At 74.0% G+C, this 23,789-nt stretch carries 24 protein-coding genes; 14 read left to right on the top strand and 10 right to left on the bottom strand.

The features are described 5' to 3' along the window. Positions 1 to 143: 143 nt before the first annotated feature. Both H9623_RS05340 and H9623_RS05345 read left to right on the top strand, forming a co-directional pair. Complete coding sequence (locus H9623_RS05340) at positions 144 to 374, top strand: glucose PTS transporter subunit EIIB (protein ID WP_193719038.1); 231 nt, start codon at positions 144 to 146, stop codon at positions 372 to 374. Continuing rightward, positions 371 to 835, top strand: a complete 465-nt coding sequence (locus H9623_RS05345; RefSeq protein WP_193719039.1) for a PTS sugar transporter subunit IIA — start codon at positions 371 to 373, stop codon at positions 833 to 835. The genes H9623_RS05340 and H9623_RS05345 overlap by 4 nt, the downstream gene beginning before the upstream one ends. 58 nt (positions 836 to 893) lie before the next feature. Here the strand turns inward: H9623_RS05345 and H9623_RS05350 are convergent, their stop codons facing one another. Next, a complete protein-coding gene (locus tag H9623_RS05350) occupies positions 894 to 2,981 on the bottom strand; it encodes an NHL domain-containing thioredoxin family protein (RefSeq protein ID WP_193719040.1) in 2,088 nt (695 codons plus the stop codon). 93 nt (positions 2,982 to 3,074) lie between these two features. Between H9623_RS05350 and H9623_RS05355 the strand changes: the two genes are divergently transcribed. Beyond that, positions 3,075 to 3,566, top strand: a complete 492-nt coding sequence (locus H9623_RS05355) for a GNAT family N-acetyltransferase (RefSeq protein ID WP_193719041.1) — start codon at positions 3,075 to 3,077, stop codon at positions 3,564 to 3,566. 9 nt (positions 3,567 to 3,575) lie between these two features. Here the strand turns inward: H9623_RS05355 and H9623_RS05360 are convergent, their stop codons facing one another. After that, a complete protein-coding gene (locus tag H9623_RS05360; protein ID WP_193719042.1) occupies positions 3,576 to 3,887 on the bottom strand; it encodes a hypothetical protein in 312 nt (103 codons plus the stop codon). Positions 3,888 to 3,942: 55 nt separating this feature from the next. After that, positions 3,943 to 4,974: a chymotrypsin family serine protease gene (locus tag H9623_RS05365; protein WP_193719043.1), complete on the bottom strand. Its 1,032-nt coding sequence runs from the start codon at positions 4,972 to 4,974 to the stop codon at positions 3,943 to 3,945. A 196-nt stretch (positions 4,975 to 5,170) separates the two neighbouring features. Between H9623_RS05365 and H9623_RS05370 the strand changes: the two genes are divergently transcribed. Then, complete coding sequence (locus H9623_RS05370) at positions 5,171 to 5,395, top strand: hypothetical protein (RefSeq protein ID WP_193719044.1); 225 nt, start codon at positions 5,171 to 5,173, stop codon at positions 5,393 to 5,395. Positions 5,396 to 5,531: 136 nt separating this feature from the next. Here H9623_RS05370 and H9623_RS05375 read toward each other — a convergent pair whose 3' ends face one another. Further along, positions 5,532 to 5,990, bottom strand: coding sequence for a YbaK/EbsC family protein (locus H9623_RS05375; protein WP_321575295.1), 459 nt, complete (start codon positions 5,988 to 5,990; stop codon positions 5,532 to 5,534). Between the two features lie 150 nt (positions 5,991 to 6,140). Beyond that, on the bottom strand, positions 6,141 to 6,938 hold the full coding sequence (locus H9623_RS05380) for a helix-turn-helix transcriptional regulator (RefSeq protein WP_193719046.1): 798 nt from the start codon (positions 6,936 to 6,938) through the stop codon (positions 6,141 to 6,143). Between the two features lie 82 nt (positions 6,939 to 7,020). On the opposite strand from H9623_RS05380, the gene H9623_RS05385 reads away from it, so the two are divergent. After that, a complete protein-coding gene (locus tag H9623_RS05385; RefSeq protein ID WP_193719047.1) occupies positions 7,021 to 7,761 on the top strand; it encodes an alpha/beta fold hydrolase in 741 nt (246 codons plus the stop codon). A gap of 85 nt (positions 7,762 to 7,846) precedes the next feature. Here H9623_RS05385 and H9623_RS05390 read toward each other — a convergent pair whose 3' ends face one another. Further along, a complete protein-coding gene (locus tag H9623_RS05390; RefSeq protein ID WP_193719048.1) occupies positions 7,847 to 9,628 on the bottom strand; it encodes a GH36-type glycosyl hydrolase domain-containing protein in 1,782 nt (593 codons plus the stop codon). Positions 9,629 to 9,852: 224 nt separating this feature from the next. On the opposite strand from H9623_RS05390, the gene H9623_RS05395 reads away from it, so the two are divergent. Both H9623_RS05395 and H9623_RS05400 read left to right on the top strand, forming a co-directional pair. Next, positions 9,853 to 10,536, top strand: a complete 684-nt coding sequence (locus H9623_RS05395; RefSeq protein ID WP_193719049.1) for a family 1 glycosylhydrolase — start codon at positions 9,853 to 9,855, stop codon at positions 10,534 to 10,536. Between the two features lie 229 nt (positions 10,537 to 10,765). Continuing rightward, on the top strand, positions 10,766 to 10,954 hold the full coding sequence (locus H9623_RS05400) for a hypothetical protein (RefSeq protein WP_193719050.1): 189 nt from the start codon (positions 10,766 to 10,768) through the stop codon (positions 10,952 to 10,954). A gap of 138 nt (positions 10,955 to 11,092) precedes the next feature. On the opposite strand, the gene H9623_RS05405 is transcribed toward H9623_RS05400, so the two are convergent. Then, entirely contained in the window at positions 11,093 to 13,288 is a 2,196-nt protein-coding gene (locus tag H9623_RS05405; RefSeq protein WP_193719182.1) for a S9 family peptidase, read from the bottom strand. A 205-nt stretch (positions 13,289 to 13,493) separates the two neighbouring features. Here H9623_RS05405 and H9623_RS05410 point away from each other — a divergent pair, with 205 nt between their 5' ends. Beyond that, on the top strand, positions 13,494 to 13,955 hold the full coding sequence (locus tag H9623_RS05410) for a hypothetical protein (protein ID WP_193719051.1): 462 nt from the start codon (positions 13,494 to 13,496) through the stop codon (positions 13,953 to 13,955). Between the two features lie 74 nt (positions 13,956 to 14,029). On the opposite strand, the gene H9623_RS05415 is transcribed toward H9623_RS05410, so the two are convergent. Then, positions 14,030 to 15,034: a hypothetical protein gene (locus tag H9623_RS05415; protein ID WP_193719052.1), complete on the bottom strand. Its 1,005-nt coding sequence runs from the start codon at positions 15,032 to 15,034 to the stop codon at positions 14,030 to 14,032. Between the two features lie 182 nt (positions 15,035 to 15,216). Next, positions 15,217 to 17,415 carry a cytochrome c oxidase assembly protein gene (locus H9623_RS05420; RefSeq protein ID WP_321575296.1) on the bottom strand — a complete coding sequence of 733 codons (2,199 nt, stop codon included), beginning with the start codon at positions 17,413 to 17,415 and terminating at the stop codon, positions 15,217 to 15,219. 196 nt (positions 17,416 to 17,611) lie between these two features. Between H9623_RS05420 and H9623_RS05425 the strand changes: the two genes are divergently transcribed. From H9623_RS05425 to H9623_RS05450, 6 genes are read left to right on the top strand one after another with little or no spacing between them, the layout of a single operon-like run. Further along, complete coding sequence (locus tag H9623_RS05425) at positions 17,612 to 18,610, top strand: AAA family ATPase (protein ID WP_193719054.1); 999 nt, start codon at positions 17,612 to 17,614, stop codon at positions 18,608 to 18,610. Positions 18,611 to 18,621: 11 nt separating this feature from the next. Next, the gene (locus tag H9623_RS05430) at positions 18,622 to 19,617 is read left to right on the top strand and encodes a DUF58 domain-containing protein (RefSeq protein WP_193719055.1); all 996 of its coding nucleotides are present in this window, start codon (positions 18,622 to 18,624) and stop codon (positions 19,615 to 19,617) included. After that, on the top strand, positions 19,604 to 20,119 hold the full coding sequence (locus H9623_RS05435) for a hypothetical protein (protein WP_193719056.1): 516 nt from the start codon (positions 19,604 to 19,606) through the stop codon (positions 20,117 to 20,119). Before H9623_RS05430 ends, H9623_RS05435 begins: the two co-directional genes overlap by 14 nt. Next, positions 20,116 to 21,195, top strand: a complete 1,080-nt coding sequence (locus H9623_RS05440; protein ID WP_193719057.1) for a vWA domain-containing protein — start codon at positions 20,116 to 20,118, stop codon at positions 21,193 to 21,195. The genes H9623_RS05435 and H9623_RS05440 overlap by 4 nt, the downstream gene beginning before the upstream one ends. Continuing rightward, the gene (locus H9623_RS05445; RefSeq protein WP_193719058.1) at positions 21,192 to 22,244 is read left to right on the top strand and encodes a vWA domain-containing protein; all 1,053 of its coding nucleotides are present in this window, start codon (positions 21,192 to 21,194) and stop codon (positions 22,242 to 22,244) included. The genes H9623_RS05440 and H9623_RS05445 overlap by 4 nt, the downstream gene beginning before the upstream one ends. After that, the gene (locus tag H9623_RS05450; RefSeq protein ID WP_193719059.1) at positions 22,241 to 23,248 is read left to right on the top strand and encodes a hypothetical protein; all 1,008 of its coding nucleotides are present in this window, start codon (positions 22,241 to 22,243) and stop codon (positions 23,246 to 23,248) included. Before H9623_RS05445 ends, H9623_RS05450 begins: the two co-directional genes overlap by 4 nt. A gap of 24 nt (positions 23,249 to 23,272) precedes the next feature. Here the strand turns inward: H9623_RS05450 and soxR are convergent, their stop codons facing one another. Further along, positions 23,273 to 23,743 (bottom strand): redox-sensitive transcriptional activator SoxR, encoded by a 471-nt coding sequence (gene soxR, locus H9623_RS05455; RefSeq protein ID WP_193719060.1) that lies wholly within the window; start codon positions 23,741 to 23,743, stop codon positions 23,273 to 23,275. Positions 23,744 to 23,789: the final 46 nt, after the last annotated feature.

Consider the following 23,789-nt stretch of genomic DNA (forward strand, 5'->3'; position numbering starts at 1 on the left):
GAGTTCGAGCTGTACTACGACCTCTGATCGTCGGTGCTCGCGGTGGTAGTCGCGAGCTCCTGACCTGCAGTGATGGCCCCCCCGCCCCCCCCCCGGGGGGGCGCCTCGACGTACGTCCGCACCAGCACACGAAGGAGCACGACATGAGCAAGGCAGAGCAGATCCTCCAGGGGCTCGGCGGGGATGCCAACGTCCTCGACCTCGAACCCTGCATCACGCGCCTGCGCGTCGAGGTCGAGGACCCCACGCTGGTCGACGACAAGGTCCTCACCGCTGCGGGCGCCATCGCGGTCGTCCGGACGGGCAACGCGATCCAGGTGATCGTCGGACCCGACGCGGACAACATCGCGTCGGACATCGAGGACCTCCGTTGACCGCTCCCCTGACTGTCCTCGCGCCGGTCACGGGGACGGTCGTCGAGCTCTCCGAGGTCGACGACCCGGTGTTCTCGGCGGGACTCGTCGGGCCGGGCATCGCGATCGCTCCCGACGCCGCCGAGGGGGGCCTCGTGTCAGCGCCGATCACCGGAACCGTCGCGAAGCTGCACCCGCACGCGTTCGTCATCACGCACGAGAGCGGTCGGGCCGTGCTCGTCCACCTGGGGATCAACACGGTCCAGCTCGCGGGCGAGGGGTTCACGCTGCACGTCGCGCAGGGCGACGTGGTCCACCAGGGCGCGACCCTGGTCACGTGGGACCCGGCGGCGATCGAGGACGGGGGCCGGTCGGCCGTCTGCCCGGTGGTGGCGCTCGAGGGCTCGGCCGACGCGGTGACGCCGCTCGCGCCGGTCGGGACGTGGGTCGCGCGCGGTGAGGACCTGCTCATCTGGGAGTGATCCGCAGGGTCAGGACGAGCACGACCTCGCGGTCACGCTCGTCCTGACCTGACCGGGGTCATCCCCGCAGGGGCAGGCTCAGCACCCGGGACGGGTCGTCCCCGGCCCCTGACGCGTCGACGACCACCCGCACGGGCACACCCCAGTCCTGCTGCGCCAGGTGGCACGCGGGGAACACGTCGGGGTCGGGCGTCCCGTCGTCGAGCAGGGGCACGACGTCGCACGACGCGGCCTGCGCGGTCACGTGCAGCACGCCCTCGCCCACCTCGGGGTTCACGACGAGCCCCCGCGACAGGTCGGTGCCCGTCCCGGCCCCGTCGAGCAGCAGCTCGGGCGGTGTCGCGCTCACGGTCAGCCGGGTCGACGGCCCGAACCGGTCGTCGAGCTTCTGCCCGGGGGCGGGCGAGAACGGCACGTCGAGGCGCAGCTCCCCGGCCACGACCTCGGTCACGGGTCGCTGCGTGCGGTGCGCCCCGCCGTCGAGCACCTCTCCCGCGAGCGTCGCCGGGAGCGCGACGCGCGTGACGCGGTGCGCGGCCGACTCCACGACGAGCAGGTCGATGCGCGCCCCGGGCTCGGTGGTGCTGCCGGGAGCCCAGGGTTCGCCGTCCACGAGCACGACGACGCCGCTCGGCTCTGCCAGGCCCGTCGCCAGGGTCGTCACCCGGCCCGCGGCCGGTTCCTGACCGACGCCCGGGTCGGAGTCCGAGGCGGCCGGTGGGACGTAGCGGCGGATCGCCCCGTTGTAGGTGTCGGCGACGGCGACGCTCCCGTCGGGCAGCGCGGCGACCCCGAGCGGGTGCTGCAGCAGGGCCTGGTCGGCCGCGCCGTCGCGGTGACCGAAGTCGAACAGCCCCTGCCCGATCGCCGTGCGCACCTCGAGACCGTCGCCGAGCGCCGAGAGGCCGGGCGACTCCCTGAACCCGTCGACCCACCGCAGCGCTGACGTCTCGGAGTCCGCGACCCACAGCCGACCGTCAGGACCGGACGCGAGACCGGAGGGCTGCGCGAACCACGCCGCGGCGGCCGGGCCGTCCTCCAGGCCTTCGTTCATGGTCCCGGCCAGCAGCCCCAGCTTCCAGTCGTCGACCGCCCACAGGGTGTGGTTCCCGGCCATGGCGACGACGAACCCGAAGCCCGGGACCCACGCGACGTCCCAGGGCGACGACAGCTTCACGCCCAGCGGGTCGTAGGTGAGCTCGGGGTCGAACGGGCTCAGGCGACGCTCACCCGGGAGATCGGGGGCGGTGGCGGCGACGTTCTCGACCCCACCGACCATGAACTGGCCACCCGCCCCGGCGACCGTCGTCACGTGGCCGTCCGCGAGGCGCACCCCGCGCAGCGCGTGGTTCACGGTGTCGGCGACCAGCACGTCGTAGTCGAGGTGGGCACGCAGCTCGGTCGGGACCAGGCACAGCCCGTTGGGCTCGCTGAACCGGGCGTCGTCGGGCCTGCCGTCGACGAGCCCGCGCTCGCCCGAGCCGATGCGCCGGACGAGCGTCTCGCCGTCGGGCGCGAGCTCGGCGAGCGAGTGGTGGCCCGCGTCCGCGACCAGGAGGTTGCCTCCCGGGAGCGCGATCGCCTTGGCGGGGAAGCGCAGCGTGCCCGCCGTCGGGGCGGGCGGCACGTAGACGTCGTCGCTCCCGGCCGCGAGGGACCGCAACGTGCCCTTGGCACGGTGCTCGGTCACGAGCTCGTCGACGAGCGCGGCGAGCGCCGACGCGTGCCCCTCGCCGGCCATCTGCGCGACGACGTAGCCCTCGGGGTCGATCACGACGAGCGTCGGCCAGGCCCGCGCGGTGTACGCGGACCAGGTGACGAGCTCGGGGTCGTCGAGGACGGGGTGACGCACCTCGTAGCGCTCGACGGCCGCGGCGAGCGCGACCGGGTCGGCCTCGTGCTCGAACTTCGGGGAGTGGACACCGATGATGACGAGGTCGTCGCGACGAGCCTCCTCGAGCTCGCGCAGCTCGTCCAGGACGTGCAGGCAGTTGACGCAGCAGAACGTCCAGAAGTCGAGGACGACGACCCGCCCGCGCAGGTCGGCGAGCGACACGTCGCGGCCGCCGGTGTTGAGCCAGCCGCGACCCACGAGCTCGGAGGCGCGGACGCGGGGCAGGCGGGCGTGGGGGGTCGTGGAGCTCACCCGAGAATTCTGCCCCAGGCCGGGCGTCCGCCCGACACCCGGGTGCTAGCCTCGCGGTCTCGACGCGCGACTGTTCCTCGGGGTGGAGGCGGGATGACCGACGACGTGGCACGCAGGGTCTCGCTCCGGGCTGCGCGGGAGGACGACCTCCCGACGCTGTTCGAGATCCAGCTCGACGACACGGCCCAGCACCAGGCCGCCTTCACCGACGCGACCGCCCGGGATCGCGACGCGTACCTCGAGAAGTTCCGGCGGATCCTGGCCGACGACACGATCGTCGCGAAGGTCGTCGAGATAGAGGGCGACGTGGTCGGCAGCGTGGCCGTCTTCCCGATCGAGGGCGACACCGAGGTCACCTACTGGATCCGGAAGGACTGGTGGGGCAGGGGGGTGGCGACAGCCGCACTGGCGGCGTTGCTCGCGGACGTGACCGAGCGGCCGCTGCACGCCCGGGTCGTCCAGGACAACCTCGGTTCCGTCCGGGTGCTGGAGCGCAACGGGTTCGTGCGCGTGGGCAGCGAGGAGTCGTTCGCTCCGGCGCGCGGCGCGACGGTCACCGAGCTGGTCCTCGTGCTGTCCGACTGAGAAACCGGCTCAGCCCGCTCCCAGCTGACCCGTGACGCGCACGACGACCGCGACGCCCTCGATCTCCTGCGGCAGGTCGCGCTGGGCGTCGGCGTCGACGACGTTGACCTGGAGGCACCAGGTGTCGTCGGGCTGCTCGGGCGCCGCGGTGAGCTCTGCGGGCTGCGTCGGGTCGCCCGTGCTGTCGGCCCGGTCGGCATCGCTGGTGTCGCGGGAGCCGTCCGGTGCCCGCGTGAGCCCGATCCCCGTCACGCCGTCGTGGCCCGCGAGGGCCTGCTTGAGCGCGGCCTTCGCGTCCCGGGCCTGGTCGATGCTCGCCACTGGTGCCACCCTCCGACCGTCAGGCCGACCGTCCACGGCGAGCCGCGGCCAGGGCTCAGCGGGCGAGCCGGGCATCGAGCGCGGCGAGGACGGTGTCGATCGGGTTGACGTACGTCAGCCCGCTCCCATTCTCTCCCCCGGTCTCCGACCCGGCAAAGAGCAGCCCGAGCGCGACGCCGTCCTCGCGGTACACGAGCGACCCCGAGTCGCCGCCGCGCGAGAACGGCCCGGTTCCCGTGGCCTCGACCTCGATCTGGTCGTCGAAGCGCAGCACCCCGAGCTCCTCGCCGTACCCGACCAGGACGTCGTCGAGCTCGATCGCGGTGACGCGCCCGGCCGTGACGGCCGTGGTGCGGCCGATCTTGCCGACCGTCTCGCCGCCGAGCGCGACGGCCGTGGTCGTGATGCGACCCACGGGGTAGTCGAGGTCGACCTCCCCGTCGTCGAGCAGCGCGATCGCGGCGTCGACGGTCGCGGTCCGGCCGGCCGCGAGGGGCACGGTCGCGGCGAGGGTCCCCACCTGGTCGGCGGGGGCCCGTCCGCCGTCGGCGGGCCCCGGCTGCACGACGGCGTCGCCCACCCGGGCTCTCGGCGACCCGGCGAGCACGTGGTAGTTGGACAGGGCGTGGAGCGTGTCCCCGACCAGGACGAACGCGCCGAGCGTGCCGGCCGTGACGTCGACGTGCGCGATCGAGACGCCGGGGCGCAGCGGTCTCACCCGGCCCGTCTCCCCTGCTGCCCGGGCGGTCACGACGGGTGGTCGCGGTCCGGCACCGGTACCCGACCCGCCGAGCGCCCGGATCCGGCCGGTCCGCCGCACGTCCACGACGGTCCCGGCTTCCGAGGCGACGCGGCGTGCGATGCTCCGGACCTGCGGGACCCCCAGGCGGTAGCGGACCGCGATGCCGTACCCGCCGCCCTCGCGCGGCGCGAGGCCGAGCGCGAGCGCCGGGGCAGACCGTCCCTGCTCCGTCGTGCCGGGCATGGGCAGCCCGCTCGCGGTCGCGTCCGGGCCCGCGCGCTCCGTGAGGTCGCGTGCGAAGTCTGCGAGCTGCGCCTTGATCTCCCGTGCTTCGTCCCTGTCCATGCGACGAGGTTGGCACAGCCCACCGACACGGACGTGACGCACGTCACCGTGTCGTCGGGCTGTTCGCTTCACGACACGCCACTCCCAGGAAAACTTCTTCCTCGAAGTCGCGTCATGAAGTCATGGTTCGCCCCTCTTGAGAGGTGTACACAGTTTCTCCGCCGCGAGACCCGCGGCCCTCACCTTGAGAGTGATCATGCACATCGACCACGCGTTCCGGCCCTCGACCGACGAGATCCGTTGCGCCATCCTCTGGGCCCTCGACCACGACCGGGCCGCCCTCGTCGAGCACCGCACCTACGCCCACCTCAACCTGCTCAGCCCTCTGCGCCGTGCCGCGGACGCCCGTCTCGTCCGGCGCTGGCTCGAGGCCTCAGCGGTGTCGTCGGTCATGACCCAGTCGCTGGCCATGGCAGCGTGACCGCGTGATCGACTTCGACGACGCCGCCTCCGCGGCGTCGACATCTGCACCGTGAACCGGCTGCTCGGCGACAAGGTCCTCTGACCTCTCGTCGCACCCCGTCCGCACCGGTCCTCGTCGCACCGGGCGCGCCCGGCTACCGGCTGACGTCGACCCACCGGGCCCCCGCCAGCTCCGCGAGCCGGTCGGGCGTGATCGCGAACGCGCTCGTCGGGCTGCCCGCCGCCGGGTACACCGTCTCGAAGCCCTGCAGCGACACGTCGCAGTACACGGTCACGGGTCCGCTGTGCCCGAACGGACCGACACCGCCGATCGGCTGCCCCGTCAGCTCCGTCGCGGCCTCGGCGTCGAGCATGCGCGGCTTGGCCCCGAACGTCGCCTTGAACTTCGTGTTGTCGACCCGCGCGTCGCCACGCGTCACGAGCAGGAAGCTGCGCTCGCCGTCACGCAGGGCCAGCGTCTTGGCGATCTGCCCCGGCTCGACCCCGAGCGTCGCGGCCGCCATCTGGACCGTCGCGGTGTCCTCACCCGTGTCGAGGATCGTGAGGTCGGGCGCCTGGGCGTCGAAGAAGGCACGGGTACGGTCGGTGCTCACGGGACTCCTCGGGTCTGCGGCGACGGTGCCGCTCTGGGTGGTCGGAGACATCATCGCTCGCGGGTCGCGCGGACGGAAGCACCCCGGCTGCGCCCGTTCTCGACCAGGCGCAGCGTCGTCCTCGGCGCGACCCCGCGAGTCACCGGTCGCTCAGGCCACCGGAGAAGCGCCCGACGGCGGGGTCCCCACCTCCGCGACCGGCCGGGGCACGTACGGCTCGCCCGTGAGGTCGGCCCGCTCGGTCCGGTCGAGGCGGAACCACCGGATGGCCTCGCGCGAGCGGCACCACGCGACCACGTACCAGGCGCGGCCCGTGTGGGCCAGGATCACGGGCTCGACGCGGCGCACCGACTCGTTCCCGCGCCCGTCCCGGTACCTGATCGCGAGCACGAGGGACCTGTCCAGCGACTGCTCGACCGCACGCAGGACCTGCAGGTGCACGCGGGCGTGGGGCACCGGGCCGCCCGTCCCGCCCTCGGCCGACCCGTGGGCGGACGGGACGGGGGTACCCGGGCGAGCGGCGCCGTCGGGCACCGCAGACTCCCCCGGGCCCGGACCGCGGTCGATCCACACCCTCCCCGCGAGCGCCGCCGCGCGCTCGCGGGCCTGCGGGCCGAGCGCGTCCCACACCTTGCCCTGGGCCGCCGCGGCGTCGACCGCGAACGGGCTGCCGGGCGGGAGCGCGGCGAGCGCGATCGCGACCGCGACGGCCTGCTGCGGCGTGAAGTTGACGGGAGGCAGGGACGCGGAGGGATCGAGCACGTAGCCGCCCCCCGGCCCGGCCTGCGCCCAGACGGGCAGGCCGGCCTGCTGGAGCGCCGAGACGTCGCGCTTGACCGTGCGCTCGCTGACCTCGAGGAGCCGGGCCAGGCGGGCGCCGGTGGTCCCGGCGCGTCCGGCGCGACGCAGCTCCTCGGCCATGGCGTAGAGCCGCTCGGTCTTGTTCACGTGCCGTCCTCGTCGAGATCGTCGGAACCCCTCGGACAATGGTGACAGACAGGTGTCACCGACCCCCCGGCAGGCTGGGGTCATGACCACCTCGACACAGCACAGCAGCAACGACCAGCAGGTCCACGTCGTCCTCGTCCCGGGCTTCTGGCTCGGGGCCTGGGCGTGGGACGACGTCGTCCCCCACCTCGAGGCCGCAGGCCTCGCACCGCACGCCGTCACGCTCCCCGGGCTCGACGACGCCCGGACCGACCGCAGCGACCTCACCCGGGAGGACCACGTCCAGGCCGTGCGCGACGTGATCGCGCCGCTCGAGGGCGACGTCGTGCTCGTGGGCCACAGCGGCGGCGGGCCCGTGATCCACGAGGTCGTCGACAGGGACCCCGCGCGCATCCGCCGAGCGGTCTACGTCGACTCGGGACCGTTGGTCGACGGGGCCTCGCTCGCCCCCGACCTCCCGGCGGGGACGGTCGAGCTCCCCCTGCCCTCGTGGGACGAGCTCGCGGCCCAGGGGTCGAGCCTCGACGGGGTCGACGAGGCCGGGCTCGCACGGTTCCGCGCACGGGCCGTCCCCCACCCCGCGGGCGTGGCCGGGGGCCGGGTGCGCGTGAGCGACCCCGCCCGGCTCGACGTCCCGGCGACAGCGATCTGCACGAGCCTGCCCGCCGAGATGGTCGAGCAGATGGCGAACCCCGGCCCGCCCCTGCACACCGAGCTCGGTGAGCTCGACGTCACGTACGTCGACCTGCCGACCGGGCACTGGCCCATGTTCTCGCGGCCGGCCGACCTCGCGACGGAGATCGTGCGGGCCGCGCGGGCATAGTCCCGCCGGGACGGACGACGAGGTCGGGCCGCGCGGTCCGGCGGCCCGACCTCGTCCTCGGCGCGTCCTCGCCGCGCCTGCACGGCTAGGACCCGGCGGTCACCGTGACCTCGACGAGCGCAGCCTCGCCCAGGCCCCCCGGGGACACGACGACGCCACGGTCGCGGTAGTCGCCTGCCCGCGGGGCGGCCGGCACGTCGACGAGATCCTCCGGCACCGAGCCGGCACGGACCCGCACGCCCTCGCCCCGCTCCCCGTCCCGCTCCAGGACCCGGAACACGACGTGGCGCACCCGCCCCCCGAGCTCGACGTCGACCGAGAGGCCGTCGGCCGACGCCGGCAGGACCGGGTCGACGAGGAGCGCACCCGCCTGCTCGGCGAGGCCGAGAACGCCCTGCACGAGCTGGCGCAGGTAGATCCCCGGCCCGCTCGAGTAGACCCGCCACCCGCCCCGCACGGCCACGGACCCGTCCCGGAGCCGGTCGAAGTCGCGCGCGAAGCTCGCCCGGTCGGGGAAGTCCGCGTCGCTCGACGAGAAGTACGCGTTGCGCTGGCGGGGCGCGGCGTGCGCGATGCGGGACCCGAGGTCGACCGGGCTGATGCGGAGCAGCTCGTCGAGCGTCCGTCCGCGGCCGAGCGCCGCGAGGGCCTCGGCGTAGCGGATGTGCGCGTGCACGTACATCAGGCCGACCTCCCGCCCCACGTTCGCGGCCTGCTCGGCGCGCTGGAACGTGCGGGGGACGCCCTCGTCGAACGCGGCGGGGTGGTCCATGAGCCGCACGCCGTCGGGGAAGTGCAGGTGCTCCAGGACGAGGCGCTCGTGCTGCTCGGCCTCCCCACGGGTGAAGACGCCCGCGATGATCGACTGGTTCATGGGGATGAGCCGGTAGCGCATGCCCGTGCTCGTGTCCCGCGGGTGGATGACGAGCTCGTCGCCCTGCTCGCCGTGCCGCACGTAGCCCGCCATGACGCCGTCGACGAGCGCACGCTCGCGCAGGTCGGTGCGTACCGCCGACGCGAGCGCCCCGGCCCGTGCCGAGAGCGTCCCCAGCTCCTCGCGACCGGTCGTGGTGCGGGCCAGGAGGTCCGCCGCCTGGACCAGCAGGGCCGACGTCCAGGTCGAGGCCAGGTTCGTGCGCATCCGCGGGTCGGCCGGCTGGAGGGTGTCGTCCCAGTCGCCCTCGCCGTAGGCGGGCAGCGACGTGCCCGGCAGGAGGTCGGTCTCGAGATGGTCCAGGATCCGGGCGACGTGGTCGAGGACGGTCGCGGCGGCGTCGGGCCCCTCGGAGGCGGGGCGGCGGCGCGCGTGGTCCCAGAAGGGGAGCACCTCGTCCAGGACGCCCAGGTCGCCGCTCGCCTCCAGGTACTGGGCGAGCGCGAAGAGCGGCCACACCACGACGTCGCCGTGCGACGAGTCGTTGTAGCGCTCGGCGTAGGCGTCGAACATGAACCACTGGGGGAACCCGCCCCAGGTGTGCTGGTGGGCGAGGACCCGCAGCACGATCTGCCGGGCCACGTCCTCCCGGCCCCCGGCGAGCGCGAGCTCGAACGGCCCCTGGCACACGTCGCGGGTCCCCCAGGCCGCGCCCGAGTACTGCTCGAGCCCGTGCGGCACCAGGAAGTGGATCAGGGCGTCGTGCGCGTACCAGGGCACGAGCAGGTCGAGCTCCTGCGTCGCGAGGTCCGGGTGGGGCTGGAACCGCAGGCCGCGGACCAGCCCGCGCACGGTCTCCAGGTGCCCGGCGAGCGTGGCCTCGAGGTCGTCGAGCGGGTCGTGCTCGGGTGCGACCAGCGCGAGCGCCCCGGCGTCCCCGTGCGCCGAACCGGTGATCGCCACGGTCAGCGCGCCGGAGCCCGTGCTGGTCATCCGGTGCGCCGTGGCGCCTCCCTGGCCACGACCCCCTCGGTCCTGCGCGACGCCCCGCTGCTCGCCGGCGAGGCGCTCGCCGAGCCGGACCTGCTCGCCGCCCTCGGCCTGGGCACCGACGACGTCCTGCTGCCAGAGCGCGACGCCGCCGGCACGCTGCTCTCCTGCCGCTGCTGGACGCCGCCTCGCACGTCTTCACGATCAACGAGCCCAACATCCTCGCGATGATGATCACGGCCGCCAAGGGCACGGAGCAGCTCCAGGCGGGCAGCATGCACGCGCCCGACCCCGTCGCGACCGAGCACCTCGTCGCGGCGCACCGCCGAGCGGTCGAGCTCGTCCGCACGGTCGGGGTGCCCGTGGGCTGGCCCGTGGCCCCGCAGCAGTTCTTCGCGGACCCCGGCGCCGAGGAGGTCCTGCGGGAGTACGCCTACCCGCGCGAGACCGTCTTCCTCGAGGCCGCGCGCGGCGACGACTTCGTCGGCGTCCAGGCCTACACCCGCACCCGCATCACGGTCGACGGGCCCCTGCCCGCACCGGACGACGCCGAGAAGACGCTCACCGGCTGGGAGTACTACCCGCCCGCCATCGCCGAGGCCGCACGGCTGGCGCACGAGATCACGGGCCTGCCCGTCCTCGTGTCGGAGAACGGCATCGCCACGGCCGACGACGCGCGCCGCATCGACTACACGCGCGACGCGCTGCGCGCCCTGCACGCCGAGGTCGAGGCCGGCCTGCCGCTGATCGGCTACCTCCACTGGTCGCTGCTCGACAACTACGAGTGGGGCTCCTACGCGCCGACCTTCGGGCTCGTCGCCTGGGACCCGGAGACGTTCGAGCGCTCCCCCAAGCCGAGCCTCGGCTGGCTCGGGTCCGTCGCCCGCGGCGAGACCTCGCTCGACGACTGAGACCGGTCCCCCTGCCCGGGGCCGCCGAGCACCCCTGCTCGGCAGCCCCGGGCTTCGTCGTCCCACCCGCCGTCCGCGAGGACCACCGGACGCGTAGCCGGTGGTCGACGAGGGCGGTGGGCGGACGCGGGCCGACGGGTCGACCGTCCCCGGGTGCGACCGCGCCGTCCGGGTGCATGCTGGAGGGAAGGGGTTCCACCCCGGAGCCCCCCGGCAGGGAGGTACGGCAATGCTCGGAGTCGTCCAGGCCGCGAGCGTCGACGCCGCGGTCTACGTCCCCACGGGGTCCGGCCCCGCGAACTGGTTCCTGCTCTTCGGCATCCTGGTCGTGGCGTTCATCCTCGTGTTCATGATCGTCGAGCTGGTCCGCGCCGCCCGCGACCGGCGCCTGCCGCCGCACCGGCGCGCGTCGCACTGACCGACCCCCAGCAGGCCGCGCCCGGCCCGACGTGCGCCCGGCGCTCGTGCCGCGCTCCGGCGTCGGGCCCCCTTGCGCCGACCGACGCGCGCCCTGCGCGGGCGGGACGCGGCACGCGCCGCGCCGCGCCCCCGCGGGTCAGCCCAGCGTCGTCGGGAGCTGCGCCGCGCCCTCGCCCGGCGCCACGCCCAGCACCCGCTCCGCGAGGAACGCCTGCACCACCTGGTACCAGACGATCGAGTGCTGCGGCTGGAGCACCCAGTGGTTCTCGTCCGGGAAGTACAGGAAACGGTGGTCGGTGCTCCCGTCCGCGGCCGCCGGCAGGCCCGACGACGACAGCAGCTCGTACCAGAGCCGCAGCCCCTCGCCGATCGGGACGCGGTAGTCCTTGTCGCCGTGGATCACGAGCATGGGCGTCACGATGTCCGCGACGTAGCGGTGCGGGGAGTGCTCGGCCGCCATCTCGGGCGTCATCTCACGCTGCCAGTAGTACGACGCGTCGGTCGTCGGGCCGAACTGGTCCAGGGCCCACAGGCTCGCGTGCGTCACGATCGCCCTGAACCGGTCCGTGTGGCCCGCGACCCAGTTCGCCATGTACCCGCCGAACGAGCCGCCCATCGCGGCCGTGCGGGTCTCGTCGATCTCCGGCAGCGCCTCCGCGGCGTCCGTGATCGCGAGCAGGTCGGTGTACGGGGCCGCGCCCCACGCCCCCCAGCCGCGCTGCACGAAGTCCTGGCCGTACCCCGTGGACAGCGCCGGGTCCGGGAGGAGGACCGCATAGCCCTGGGCCACGAGGATCCACGGGTTCCAGCGCCAGCTCCACGCGTTCCACGAACCGAGCGGGCCGCCGTGGATCCACAGCAGCAGCGGGGCAGGGTTCTCGGCGCTCGCACCGTGCGGCAGCGCCAACCAGCCACGGACCCGCACGTCGTCCGACGCAGCGGTCTCGATCTCGGTGAGCGTCCCCGGCAGGTCGGGGCTCGCGACCGGGCCGCGCAGCGGGGCCGCCGCGACGGGCGTGCCGTGGCCGGCGGGGGCCGCGAGGAAGTCCGCCAGCTCGATCCGCACGGGGTGCGACGGTTCGAGGTAGCTCGTGCGCAGGGCGTACGCGGCCGACGCGTCGGGCGCGACGCGGACGTCGGTGAACGTCGCGTCGTCCGAGGTCAGGCGTGACACCGTGCCGTCGACCCCGGAGCCGTCGGGCGTGAACGCGACGTGGAAGACCGGGCCGCGCCCGTCGTCGTCGGCCGTCACGAGCAGGCCGTCTCCTGTGGGGAGCCACGCCACCGACGAGGGCCAGCGGTCCCAGCTCGCGGCCAGCGAGCGCAGACCGTGGTTGGCCCCGCCGTCCCCCGGGTCGCCGTCCGACCCGTCGCCCGCCCGCAGCGGGACCACCGCGAGGCTCTGCACAGGTGCGTCCTGCGGCGTCGTGAGGGTGTCGCGCACGAACACGACCCACGCACCGTCGGGAGAGATCACGGGCGAGCTCGCGTCCGCGCCGGGCTCGTCGACGAGCGTGCGGCGCTCACCGGTCGCGGTGTCGATCGCGACGAGGACCGAGCGCTGGGAAGCCCCCGGCCCGGGCACCTGCCACGTCGTCACGAGCGTGGTGCCGTCCGCGGACAGGTCCGCCGAGTGCTCGCGCAGCGCCGGCCCGACGGCGGACGTCACGTCCCGCAGCTCGACGCGCCCCGCGGGGAGGTCGGGGTCGGAGTCGGGGTCGGTGCCCGCTGCGTGCCCCGTGAGGGGGTCGACGTCGGCCGCGGGGTCGGCCGTGGGGTCGGCCGCGGGCAGCGGGCGCGCCGGCTCGTCCGTGAGCTGCGAGAGGTCGGCGACGAACCGGTGCGGCTCGGACGGACCCAGGTCGTGGTCCCAGTACCGCACCGGGTACCCCGTGTGGAGGATCGCGGCGACCTTCTTGTCCTTGCGAGCCTTGCGCAGCTCGGCGTCGTGCACCAGGTCGCGTGCACTGGGCAGGACGTCGGCCGCGAGCGAGAGGACGGGCGCGCTGCGCGCGACGAGCGGGGCCGAGACCCCGGCCGGGGCCGACGCGACGATGCGCGCCTCACCACCCGCGGCCGGCAGGAGCCACAGGGCCGAGGTCGGTTCGCCCTCGGTCGACGACGAGGCCTCGCTGTCGGGGCGCGCCGACGTGAAGAGCAGGTCGCCCTCGGCCGTGAACGCCGCCCCCGACTCCCCCTTGGTGCTGCGCGTCAGGCGACGGGCCGGCGCCTGACCGGTCGGGTCGACCTCCCACAGCGCCGACACGTACGCCGTGCGCTTCGCGTCGAGCGTCGCCACGCTCGTCACGAGCCGACGCCCGTCCGGGGACATCACGAGGCCGCCCGTGCGAGGGATCGCGACGTACTGGTCGAGGTCGTGGAAAGGGGTGGTGGGGCGCTGCTCGGGGTCGGTGAGGCCGGGCCCCGAGGGCTCGGGCGGGAAGCCAGGAGTGTCAGTGGTCACTGCACCGTCCTATCACGGGGGCTGCCCACGGTGCGGGTGCCGGTGCGAGCCCGCGCACGCGCATACTGGACCCGTGCCCAAGGTTCCTGTCCTCGCCCTGACCGTGAGCGCCGCCGTCGGGCTGCTCCTGACCGGGTGCGGGTCCGACCCCGCACCGGACCTCGACGAGACCGTCCTCGCCGCCGTCGACGCCGCAGGCGACGCCGACGGCGAGCTCGACCTCATCAGCACCACGCACTTCGACTGGCAGAAGGCCGTGATCGTGTGCCCGGGCGACGACACCACCGAGGTGGCCCAGGCCGCGGGGACCACCGACGGCCCCGTCCAGGGCGAGCTCCCCGAGACGGTCGACGTGGGAACCGGCTACCTCGTGTTCGTCAACGACAACCAGGTGACGCAGACCGCGGAGCTGCGGCTCGCGCGGGCCGACGTGTGCTCGCAGGAGCTCCCGGTCGCCGACCGTGTCCTGAGCCCGGGCACGGCCCTGCGCGTCGAGCCCGGCACCGGTGACGGCTGGGTCGTGACGGCTGGCTGAGCCGGGCCTGGGCCGCGCTGCCGAGCTGGCCCCGCTGCCGAGCTGCCCCGCTGCCGAGAACGGGGTTGAGGTCGTCATCTGACGCATGACGACCTCAACCCCGTTCTCGAGCGCGCAGAACCTCGTGCTCGGTCCAGGAAGCTCCTGATCTCGGCTCCGACACGTCCCTGCGTCGCCAGGTCTCGAGCCGTGAAGCGCAGCAGTGCCGCACCCCGCGAGGCGACGAGGCGGTTCTGCCGCAGCCGGTCCGCGAACAGGGCCTCAGGCGATCCGTGCACCCCTGCACCGTCGATCTCCGCGATCAACCACGCCCCGTCCGGGAGGCGCCAGCCCAGGTCACCCCGGGCGAGGAACTCCCCGGCCTCTCCCGTCAGCACGACCTGCAGGTCGTCCGGCGGGACACCTGCATCGAGACGGTCGAGCCGGGCGAAGGTCTCGAGCGGGGACTCGGCCCGTGGGTCGCCGAGCTCCCACCACGAGTGGGTCCGGGCGACGCCTCGACGGCCTCGAGCCAGGTCGTGCGCCCGGTCGAGGCCTCCGGCGTCGAGCAGCCGACCGTGCAGTGCACTGTCCATCAGGGCCACGGCGTAGCGGCGCGACACCTCCGGAACGGCCTGGGCGAGGGCCCAGTCCGGCGTGGCGACGTACCGCTCGCCCACCCGGTGGACCGTCATCCCGTCGTCGAACTGCCGGAGCACGATGCCCTCCCTGGACTCGGTCGCACGGCCACCCGGGAGGGCGGCCTGCGGGGTGATCCGCAGCGGCAGCCCCTGCACCCCGAGCAGGGCCAGCGCACACGGTCCGACGGCGATCGCGTCCGGGCCGAACGCCAGGAGCGCCGCCCAGGCTGCGCGTCGACGCCGGTGGTCGGGCGCGCCGGGCACGTCGCGCCGGTCGGGGCGGACGGGGTTCGTGTCGTAGACGCCGCGGGTCACCCGGCTCCAGCGTCGTTGCTCGACGAGGCGGGAGCGTCGGTGCGAGCGCACCTCGTTCGCGTCGCACTGCGCTGCCGACACCAACCCCTCCTGGCGGTACGCGACGGTCAGGAGGGGCTCGGGGAGCGGCGACAGAGGGCGCATCGCGGCATCACAGCACGGGTCACGAGCGGCCCGACCGTGGGACGAGAGCCTCTGTGGACGGACCGGTCCGCCCGGCGTCCTGTGGATCGTCGTCGAGAACGAGGTTCCCCGCGGTCCAGAACGGGGTTGAGGTCGTCATTTGACGAATGACGACCTCAACCCCGTTCTCGGCGACGAAGGGATCAGTCCTTCGTGTCCTGCTCCGCCATCTTTGCGAGCATCCGGTTGTACTCGTCCATCTCGACGTCGCCGTCCTTGTCCACGCGCCGGTCGCGGCGTCGGGCGTCCTTCTCGTCGGACCGCGCCCACATGACCGCGACGACGATCGCGAGCGAGAGCGTCGGCAGCTCGCCGATGCCCCACGCGACGCCGCCGCCGCGCTGCTGGTCGGCGATCGCGCTGATGCCCCAGTCGTGCCCCATGAGCCCGAACCACTCGGGCACGAGGAGCTGCGTCCCGGTCGTGAGCGACACCCCGAAGAACGCGTGGAACGCCATGGTGACGAGCAGGAGCAGGAGCCGCTGGGGCCAGCCGGGTCGGCGCGGGCCCGGGTCGATCCCGACGAGCGCGTTGGCGAACAGGTACCCGGCGAGCGTGAAGTGCAGGAGCATCACGAGGTGCCCGACGTACGTCGTCATCGCGAGCTCGAACGCCGGGGTGTAGTAGAAGACGATCATCGACCCGGCGAAGTTGATCGCGGCGACGATCGGGTTGGCGAAGAACTGCCCCCACCTCGAGGTCACGAGCGCCAGGACCCACTCGCGCGGGCCCCGCGAGCCGTCCTTGCGCACGGGCACGGCCCGCAGCAGCAGGGTCACGGGCGCGGCCAGCACGAGGAAGATGGGCACGACCATCGCGAGCACCATGTGCTGGACCATGTGCGCGCTGAACAGCACGTGGCCGTACACCGCGGGCCCACCGTTGGTCACCCAGAACAGCACGAGGATCCCCGCGCACCACGAGACGGTGCGGCCCAGGGGCCACTTGTCGCCGCGCCTCGCGAGCCGCCGGACCCAGCGCAGGTAGACGACGAGGGCCGCGACGCACGCGAACGCGGGCAGCAGGTCCCAGCGCCACTCGCTGAACCAGCGGCCGAGGTCCGGCTCGGGGGGCAACGGGTGCCCGGTCACGAGCTCGGCCGGGGTCGGGAGCGCGATCGGCTCGTCCGGCACGGGCGGCGCCGTGGAACCGAGCGCGACGGCCACGCCCGACACCGCGCCCATGACGAGCAGCTCGACCGCGACGAGCCGCCAGAACAACCAGGTCGCGGCCTTCTCGGCGGCGGCCTTCCCCGGGGCAGCGCCGTTCGTCGCAGAGCCCTTCCCGACGGCGGAGCCCCCCGCCGTCCCCGGCCCGCCTGCGGCGGTGGTCGTCCGGGCGGCACCGCCGGCCGTGCCCGTCCTGCCGGTGGCCCCCGCCTGGAGCCGGCGCACGACGAGCTCGCGGTGCGCGAACCCGATCGCGCCGAGCACGACGATGAGGCCGACCTTGACGAGGATGAGGACCCCGTAGTCGGTGCTCAGGCCGTCGACGCCGCCGAGGCGGATCCAGGCGTTCGCGACGCCCGAGACGGCGACCGCCACGAAGGACCAGCCCGCGATCGCGGAGTAGCGCGAGACGGACGAGGCGAACGCGGCCCGGTCGAGGCCGCCGCGCAGCCGCACGATCGCGAGCACGCCGAGCCCACCGATCCACAGGGCCGCGCCGCCGAGGTGGAGGAACATCGAGGAGATCGCGAGCTCGTGGCTCGCGGCGCCGGCGGTGTGACCCGTGTTGGCCTGGAACGCGAGGGCGGTCAGCGCGAGCAGCGCCGTCCACAGGGCACCGGTCGCGGTGCGGACCGCGAGCGCGCACGCCGAGGTGACGGCGGCGACGATCACGACGCCGAGCAGGCTGCGGCCGAGCGAGATCTGGGTGACGAACGCTGCGAGCTGCTCGCCGAACCCGACGCTCGTGACGGGCATGCTCGACAGGACCGAGTAGCGCAGGATCGTCTGTGCCACGGTGAGCACCGCCCACACGGCCGAGGCCGCGCCCGCCACGCCGAGGGCCTTGCGCAGGGGCGGGCCGGCCGGGAGCACGCAGGCCGCGAGCACGAGCGACCCGATGGTCAGGGCGATCGCGAGCTCGGTCAGGGTCGTGGTGATCGGCAGACCCCAGCGGGCGACCACCCCGGGGTCGGCGAACCCTTCGAGCGCCCGGAAGGCGCCGGAGAAGGCGCCCGCCGCGACGACCGAGAGGATCGCCACGACCACGGCCGCGGGCCCGGCGAGCACGAGCCACCAGGGGTTGCGCGGGTGGTCGGCGGCGTCCCGGCCGGCGGGCTGCGCGGTCCGGTCGGGCGCGGTTCCTGGGGTGCTGCGGGGGGCGGTGGCGGTCACCCGACCAGGGTAGGCGGCTCGCGGTGCATCGCGGTATTCCCGCGGTCCGCTGCGTTCCTCGCCCGCGACGGGCCCGCCGTGGCCCGAGCGCCCCGACCGGGCGTGCGTCCGCGCTGGCATACTGGGCCGGGTTCGCAACGGCGTCCCCTCCGGGGCGAGGCGCCCTGACCGCCCCGAGCCCGCGAAGGACCCCACGATGGCCACAGGTCACGGCAGCATCTCCACGACGGACCTGGACCGCGCGGGCCACCTGCTCAAGCGGGTCGAGCAGGTGTTCGACCAGCGCGTCGTCGGGCAGGAGGCCCTGCGCACGGCCCTGGTCAGCTCGCTCCTCGCCGGTGGCCACATCCTGCTGGAGTCGGTCCCGGGCCTCGCCAAGACCACCGCGGCCCAGACGCTGGCGGCGGCGATCGACGGCTCGTTCCACCGCATCCAGTGCACGCCGGACCTCATGCCCAACGACATCGTGGGCACGCAGATCTACAACTACGCGACCGGGGCGTTCACCACGCAGCTCGGGCCCGTGCACGCGAACCTGGTGCTGCTCGACGAGATCAACCGGTCGAGCGCCAAGACGCAGTCGGCGATGCTCGAGGCCATGCAGGAGAAGCAGACGTCGATCGGCGGCGAGAACTTCCCGCTGCCCTCGCCGTTCATGGTGGTCGCGACGCAGAACCCCATCGAGGAGGAGGGCACGTACGTGCTGCCCGAGGCCCAGATGGACCGCTTCCTCATGAAGGAGGTGCTGACCTACCCTGCACCGGCGCAGGAGCTGGAGATCCTGGACCGCATCTCGACGGGCCGCATGACGGCGCCCATCACGGCCGAGCCCGTCAGCATCGAGGACGTCGTGTTCCTCCAGCGCCTGGTCGACGACGTGTACGTCGACGAGTCGATCAAGCGGTACATCGTCGACCTCATCAACACGACGCGCCTGTCGGGGCCGCGGCCCGTCCCGGGCCTGGCGCAGCACGTGCGCGTCGGGGCGAGCCCTCGCGGCGGGATCGCGCTCATGCGTGTGGGCCAGGCGCTCGCGATCCAGGCCGGGCGGGCGTTCGTCGTGCCGGACGACATCAAGGCCGTGCGCTACGCGGTCCTGCGCCACCGCCTGGTGCGCACGTTCGACGCGCTCGCGAACGACGTCCCGCCCGAGCAGCTCATCGACGCCGTGTTCGACGCGGTCCCCACCCCGTAGGGCGCAGGTCCATGACAGACGTGTCGCGACTGGCCCAGGTGCGGGCCAGGCTCGAGCTCCCGCTGGCCCGGCGGGCCTCGGGGCTGCTCGAGGGGCGGCACCGGTCGATCCTCAAGGGGCACGGGCAGGACTTCGACGACCTCCACCTGTACGCGCCGGGCGAGGACGTGGGCGACATCGACTGGAAGTCGAGCGCCCGTGCGGGCATCCCCGTGGTGCGCCGCTTCGCCCGCGAGTCCAACGTCAACCTGGTCCTCGTCGTGGACACGGGCCGCAACATGGGCGCGACCGCGGCGAGCGGGGAACCGAAGGCGGACGTCGTGGCCTTCTGCTGCGCTCTCGTCGCATACCTCGCGCGCGACCGTGGCGACCGGGTCGCGCTCGTCGCGGGGGACGCGGGGCGGCTCGTGCAGCTCCCGCCCCGTGCCGGGACGCAGGACCTCGAGCTCCTGCTCCGCACGGTCGAGGGGCGGCTGGGCGTCGACGCACCGGCGAGCGACCTGAACCGCGCGCTCGACCGCGCCCTGCACGCGTTCCGTCGCCGCTCGCTCATGGTCGTCGTGACCGACGAGGCCCGCCCGGGTCCCGAGCACGAGGTCCTGCTGCGGCGCCTGCGCGTGCGCCACGAGGTCATGGTCGTCGCGGTCGCGGACCTGTCGCCGGTCGGGGCGCCGCCGCCCGTGCCAGGCACCGCACCGTCCGCAGCCGCACCGTCCGCAGCCGCACCGGCTGGACCGGCCGCCCCAGCGGGGCCCGCCGGGCGGACCCGCGCGCGCCGCGGCCTCGGCCCGGTCGCCGACGTCGACGGCACGCTCGACCTGCCGCCCTTCCTGCGCGGCCGGGCGGACGTCGCGGCGGGCGCGGCGCAGGCCGCGCAGGCCCGGCGCGAGTCCGTGGTGGCCCTGCTGCGCACCCTCCAGGTGGAGGCCGTGAGCGTGACGGGGACCGACGACGTCGTGCCGCGTTTCGTCGAGCTCCTGGGGAGGCAGAAGCGTGCCCGACGATGAGCTCTACGCCCCGGTCCTGTACAGCGGCTGGTGGGCGGCCCTCGGGGTCCTCCTGCTCCTGCTGGTCGTGGGATGGGTCGTGTTCGCGGTCCTGTCGACGCGCGCGTCGGCGCAGGAGAAGGCGTTGTCCGTGCCTCCTCACCTGGTGAGCGGCCCCTACGACCCGTACGCGGGTCTGCGCGCCGAGTTCGAGTCCCGTCTCGCGGGTGTCGAGCAGCGCTATCTCGCGGGCGAGCTCGACGAGCGCGCCCTGCACCTGGCGCTGTCCCGGGAGGTCCGCGGCTTCGCGTCGGGCCGGCTGGGGGTCGACGCGTCGGTCCTGACGCTGTCCGAGATCGAGCGCCTGACCGGGGCCCAGCACCTGACGCGCCTCATCGCGCGCTACTACCGGCCGTCGTTCGCGGAGGACGACGGCGAGCAGTCGGCGCACCGGGAGCAGGGTGTCTCGCCCGGGGGCAGGGAGTCCATCGACCGTGCCCGCTCGGTGGTGAGGACGTGGTGACCGCACTGACCCCGGGGCCGCAGGGCGCCTCGATCCTGTGGCCGTGGCTGCTCGCCGCGGTCCTGGTCCTGGCCCTCGCGGCGGGTGCGGCGGCCTGGTGGCTCGCGCGCCGCCGTCGGGAACGGGCGCAGAAGGCGCGGCCCGACGACGTCACGTGGGTCGCGAACTCGGCGTACCTCGCGCAGGTCCCCGCGTTCGCGGCCTGGGTGCGCCGCTACCGGGCGCTGCAGGTCGGGGGGCTCGTGGGCCTGCTCGTCGCGCTGGTCGGCGTCGGCGCGGTGGCCGCGCGCCCCGTCGAGACCGAGGTGGTCGTGGACCGGCTGGGGACCCGGGACATCGTCCTGTGCCTCGACGTGTCCGGCTCGATGACGGCCTACGACGGCGAGATCCTCAAGGTCTACTCGGAGCTGGTCGACAACTTCGAGGGCGAGCGGATCGCGCTGTCGATCTTCAACTCGACCTCGCGCACCGTGTTCCCCCTGACCGACGACTACGCCCTGGTCCAGGAGGAGCTCGCGGCGGGCGTCGCGGCGTTCGACAAGGACCCGAGCACGCTCGACTTCAGCAGCGGGCGCGACGAGAAGGACATCCTCGAGTTCCTCACGTACACCGCGGGCACGCTCGCGAACGAGTCCGCCGCGAGCCTCATCGGCGACGGCCTCGCGAACTGTGCGCTGCAGTTCGACGAGGAGGCCTCGGACCGGTCGCGCTCGATCATCCTCGCGACCGACAACTACGTCGCGGGCGAGCCGATCTACACGCTCGAGGAGGCCACGGCGCTCGTCGCCTCGCGCGACATCACGCTGCACGGGATCTACGGCGGCTCCGAGCTGTACGCGGGCACGCCCGAGGAGGTCGAGTACCGCGACGTGGTCGAGGCGGGCGGCGGGCTGTACTTCCTCGCGGGCGACCCGCAGGCTGTCGAGGGCATGGTCGAGGAGGTCGTCACGCAGCAGGCGGTCGAGCTCGACGCGACCCCCGAGGTGATCGTGACGGACCTGCCGACGCTCCTGTTCCTCGTGGGGACCGCCGGCGTCGCGCTCCTCCTCGTCGTCGCCTGGAGGCTGCGCGAATGACCGTCCAGCCGTTGATCCCCCTGTGGGCGTGGGCCGTGGTGTTCGTACCGCTGCTCGGGCTCGCCGTGTGGCAGCTCGTGGTCGCGCTGCGTGCGTCGTCCGGCTCGGGCGGGGCCCGCCAGGGGGTTCCCGCCGGGCCACGCGGCGCCTGGGCCCGGCGCACCGCGCTCGTCGCCGTCCTCGCCGTGGTCGGCCTCGGGCCCTCCGTCCCCGTGACGGAGCGCGACACGTCGGTCGCGAACGTCGACATGTTCTTCGTGGTCGACCGCACGGGATCCATGGCCGCGGAGGACTTCGACGGCACGGACGAGCGCCTCGTGGGCGTGCGCCACGACATCGCGAGCCTGACGGGTGACATCCCGGGGGCCCGCTACTCGATCATCTCGTTCGACTCCCAGGCCTCGCGCCAGCTCCCGCTCACGACCGACGCCCGCGCCATCACGTCCTGGGCCGACACGTTCAAGCGCGAGATCACGCTCTACTCGAAGGGGTCGCTCACGGACCGGCCCCTCGACGAGCTGTCGGCAGCGCTCCAGGGGGCCGCGACGGACCGCCCGTCGAACGTGCGCCTCGTGTTCTTCCTGTCCGACGGCGAGCAGACCGCGAGCGGCGAGCCCCGCTCGTACGAGGACCTCGCGCCCTTCGTGGACGGTGGCGCCGTCCTGGGCTACGGCACCCCGGAGGGTGGTCGCATGAAGGAGTACGCACCGGGCGAGGACCCGGCCACCGCCGCGTACATCAAGGACCCGTCGCGGTCGACGATCACGGACACCGAGTCGCCCGACGCGCTGTCCGTGATCGACGAGGAGAACCTGCGCGCGGTCGCGACCCAGCTCGGGGTGCCGTACGTGCACCGCGAGACCGCAGGCCCGACGGCGGAGCTCGTCGCGGGCGTCGACCCCCAGCAGGTCGCGGCGGACGGCCGGCGCACGGTCACGTCCTACCGGCCCGTGGTGTGGCCGCTCGCGCTCGTGGCCGCGGTGCTCCTCGGGTTCGAGGCGTGGGCTGCCGGCCGGTCCGCGGCCCGACGCGTGGGGGTGCGCGCATGAGCGACAACGGTGTCCCGCCGCGCCCCGGCCCGTTCTTCCCGCAGACCGGTCGGCCCGGCACGCGCTCCCCCCAGCGGGCGGCGATGCGCTCGAGGAGGCTGCGCCGTCGGGCACTGCTGCTCCTGCTGCCCGTGCCCCTGCTGGTCGCCGCGCTCGTCCTCGGCACCAAGCTCGCCTTCCTGCCCGTGATCGCCTCCTACGCCTCCGGGCGCTACGACGCGAACGACTACTCGGAGGCCGCCACGAACTTCGGCCTGCAGAAGACGATGAACGTCGTCGACCCGTGGAAGGCCTGGTACAACACGGGTACCGCACTCCACCGGTCCGGCGACGACGTCGCCGCGATCTCGGACCTGCACCGCGCCTACGACCTCGCCGAGGACGAGGCACCCGCGGTGCGCTGCCGCATCCAGGTCAACCTCTCGATCTCGTACGAGACCTCGGGCGACTTCGAGACGACCATGGCCGAGGACTACCTCGCCCAGAAGGTGGCGCTCGAGGAGGCGCTCGCCGCTCGCGACGCGGGCCAGGACTACAACCAGTTCCTGGTCGACCCGGAGGGCGACGGCACGGACATCGACCCCCAGGACCTGCAGGACGAGGCGACCACCTGGTTCTCGTACGCCGAGCGGTCCTACGCGACCGCCGAGCAGGTCCGGGGGTGGCCGGGCTGCGAGGACCAGCCGGAGCAGGAGAAGGAGCAGAACCAGGAGTCGACCCAGCGCCTGCAGGACAAGCAGCAGCAGGCGAGGGACGCCCAGCCGGAACCCGACCCCACCGCCCCGGAGACCCCGGACGGGGAGGAAGAGGGCGAGACCCCGGACGGGGCCGACCAGAGCGAGCAGGAGCGCGCCGAGGCCGAACGGCAGGAGAAGCTGCAGCAGCAGGACTCCGAGGCCCGGGACGACGAGGAGCAGAGCCGCCAGGAGTACGAGGAGTACTTCGGCGGCGACGAGCCGACGGGCGGCGCGGGCGACGGGGGCGGTTCCTCGAAGAACTGGTGACGGTGCCGTCGTCCTGCCGGCGGCTCAGTCGTCGAGGCCGTCGACCAGCAGGGTCCGCGGGCCCGGGCCCTCCTCCGCGAGCACGTCGTGCGGGTTGGCCAGGACGCACTTGCGCAGCGACAGGCAGCCGCAGCCGATGCAGTCGGTGAGATGGTCCCGCAGGCGCACGAGCTGTTCGATCCGGGCGTCCAGGTCGGCGTGCCACATGCGGGAGAGCCGCCGCCAGTCCTTGGCGTCCGGGGTGCGGTTCTGCGGGAGCGTCGCGAGGGCCTCGCGGACGAGGGCGAGCGGGATGCCGACACGCTGCGAGACGCGGATGAACGAGACGCGCCGCAGGGTCTCGCGCGGGTAGCGACGCTGGTTGCCCGGGGTGCGGCGGGCCGTGAGCAGGCCTTCACGCTCGTAGAAGTGCAGGGCGGACACCGAGACGCCGCTGCGGCGCGCGAGCTCGCCGACCGTGAGCTCGTCGTCGGGCTGGGGCCCCTCGTCAGGCATGATTGCTCCAGGCATTCGTCACTCCGTCCATCGACGAGACGAACGG

The sequence above is a fragment of the Oerskovia douganii genome (assembly GCF_015142735.1).
Taxonomy (GTDB): domain Bacteria; phylum Actinomycetota; class Actinomycetes; order Actinomycetales; family Cellulomonadaceae; genus Oerskovia; species Oerskovia douganii.

Bases quoted from the DNA above. Each gene is read 5' to 3' on its own strand.
- H9623_RS05390 (WP_193719048.1), bottom strand. From the start codon at position 9,628: ATGACCAGCACGGGCTCCGGCGCGCTGACCGTGGCGATCACCGGTTCG.
- H9623_RS05415 (WP_193719052.1), bottom strand. From the start codon at position 15,034: ATGCGCCCTCTGTCGCCGCTCCCCGAGCCCCTCCTGACCGTCGCGTAC.
- H9623_RS05340 (WP_193719038.1), top strand. From the start codon at position 144: ATGAGCAAGGCAGAGCAGATCCTCCAGGGGCTCGGCGGGGATGCCAAC.
- H9623_RS05400 (WP_193719050.1), top strand. From the start codon at position 10,766: ATGCTCGGAGTCGTCCAGGCCGCGAGCGTCGACGCCGCGGTCTACGTC.
- H9623_RS05365 (WP_193719043.1), bottom strand. From the start codon at position 4,974: ATGGACAGGGACGAAGCACGGGAGATCAAGGCGCAGCTCGCAGACTTC.
- soxR (WP_193719060.1), bottom strand. From the start codon at position 23,743: ATGCCTGACGAGGGGCCCCAGCCCGACGACGAGCTCACGGTCGGCGAG.
- H9623_RS05395 (WP_193719049.1), top strand. From the start codon at position 9,853: ATGATGATCACGGCCGCCAAGGGCACGGAGCAGCTCCAGGCGGGCAGC.
- H9623_RS05370 (WP_193719044.1), top strand. From the start codon at position 5,171: ATGCACATCGACCACGCGTTCCGGCCCTCGACCGACGAGATCCGTTGC.
- H9623_RS05405 (WP_193719182.1), bottom strand. From the start codon at position 13,288: ATGTCCCCGGACGGGCGTCGGCTCGTGACGAGCGTGGCGACGCTCGAC.
- H9623_RS05430 (WP_193719055.1), top strand. From the start codon at position 18,622: ATGACAGACGTGTCGCGACTGGCCCAGGTGCGGGCCAGGCTCGAGCTC.
- H9623_RS05450 (WP_193719059.1), top strand. From the start codon at position 22,241: ATGAGCGACAACGGTGTCCCGCCGCGCCCCGGCCCGTTCTTCCCGCAG.
- H9623_RS05425 (WP_193719054.1), top strand. From the start codon at position 17,612: ATGGCCACAGGTCACGGCAGCATCTCCACGACGGACCTGGACCGCGCG.
- H9623_RS05355 (WP_193719041.1), top strand. From the start codon at position 3,075: ATGACCGACGACGTGGCACGCAGGGTCTCGCTCCGGGCTGCGCGGGAG.
- H9623_RS05445 (WP_193719058.1), top strand. From the start codon at position 21,192: ATGACCGTCCAGCCGTTGATCCCCCTGTGGGCGTGGGCCGTGGTGTTC.
- H9623_RS05385 (WP_193719047.1), top strand. From the start codon at position 7,021: ATGACCACCTCGACACAGCACAGCAGCAACGACCAGCAGGTCCACGTC.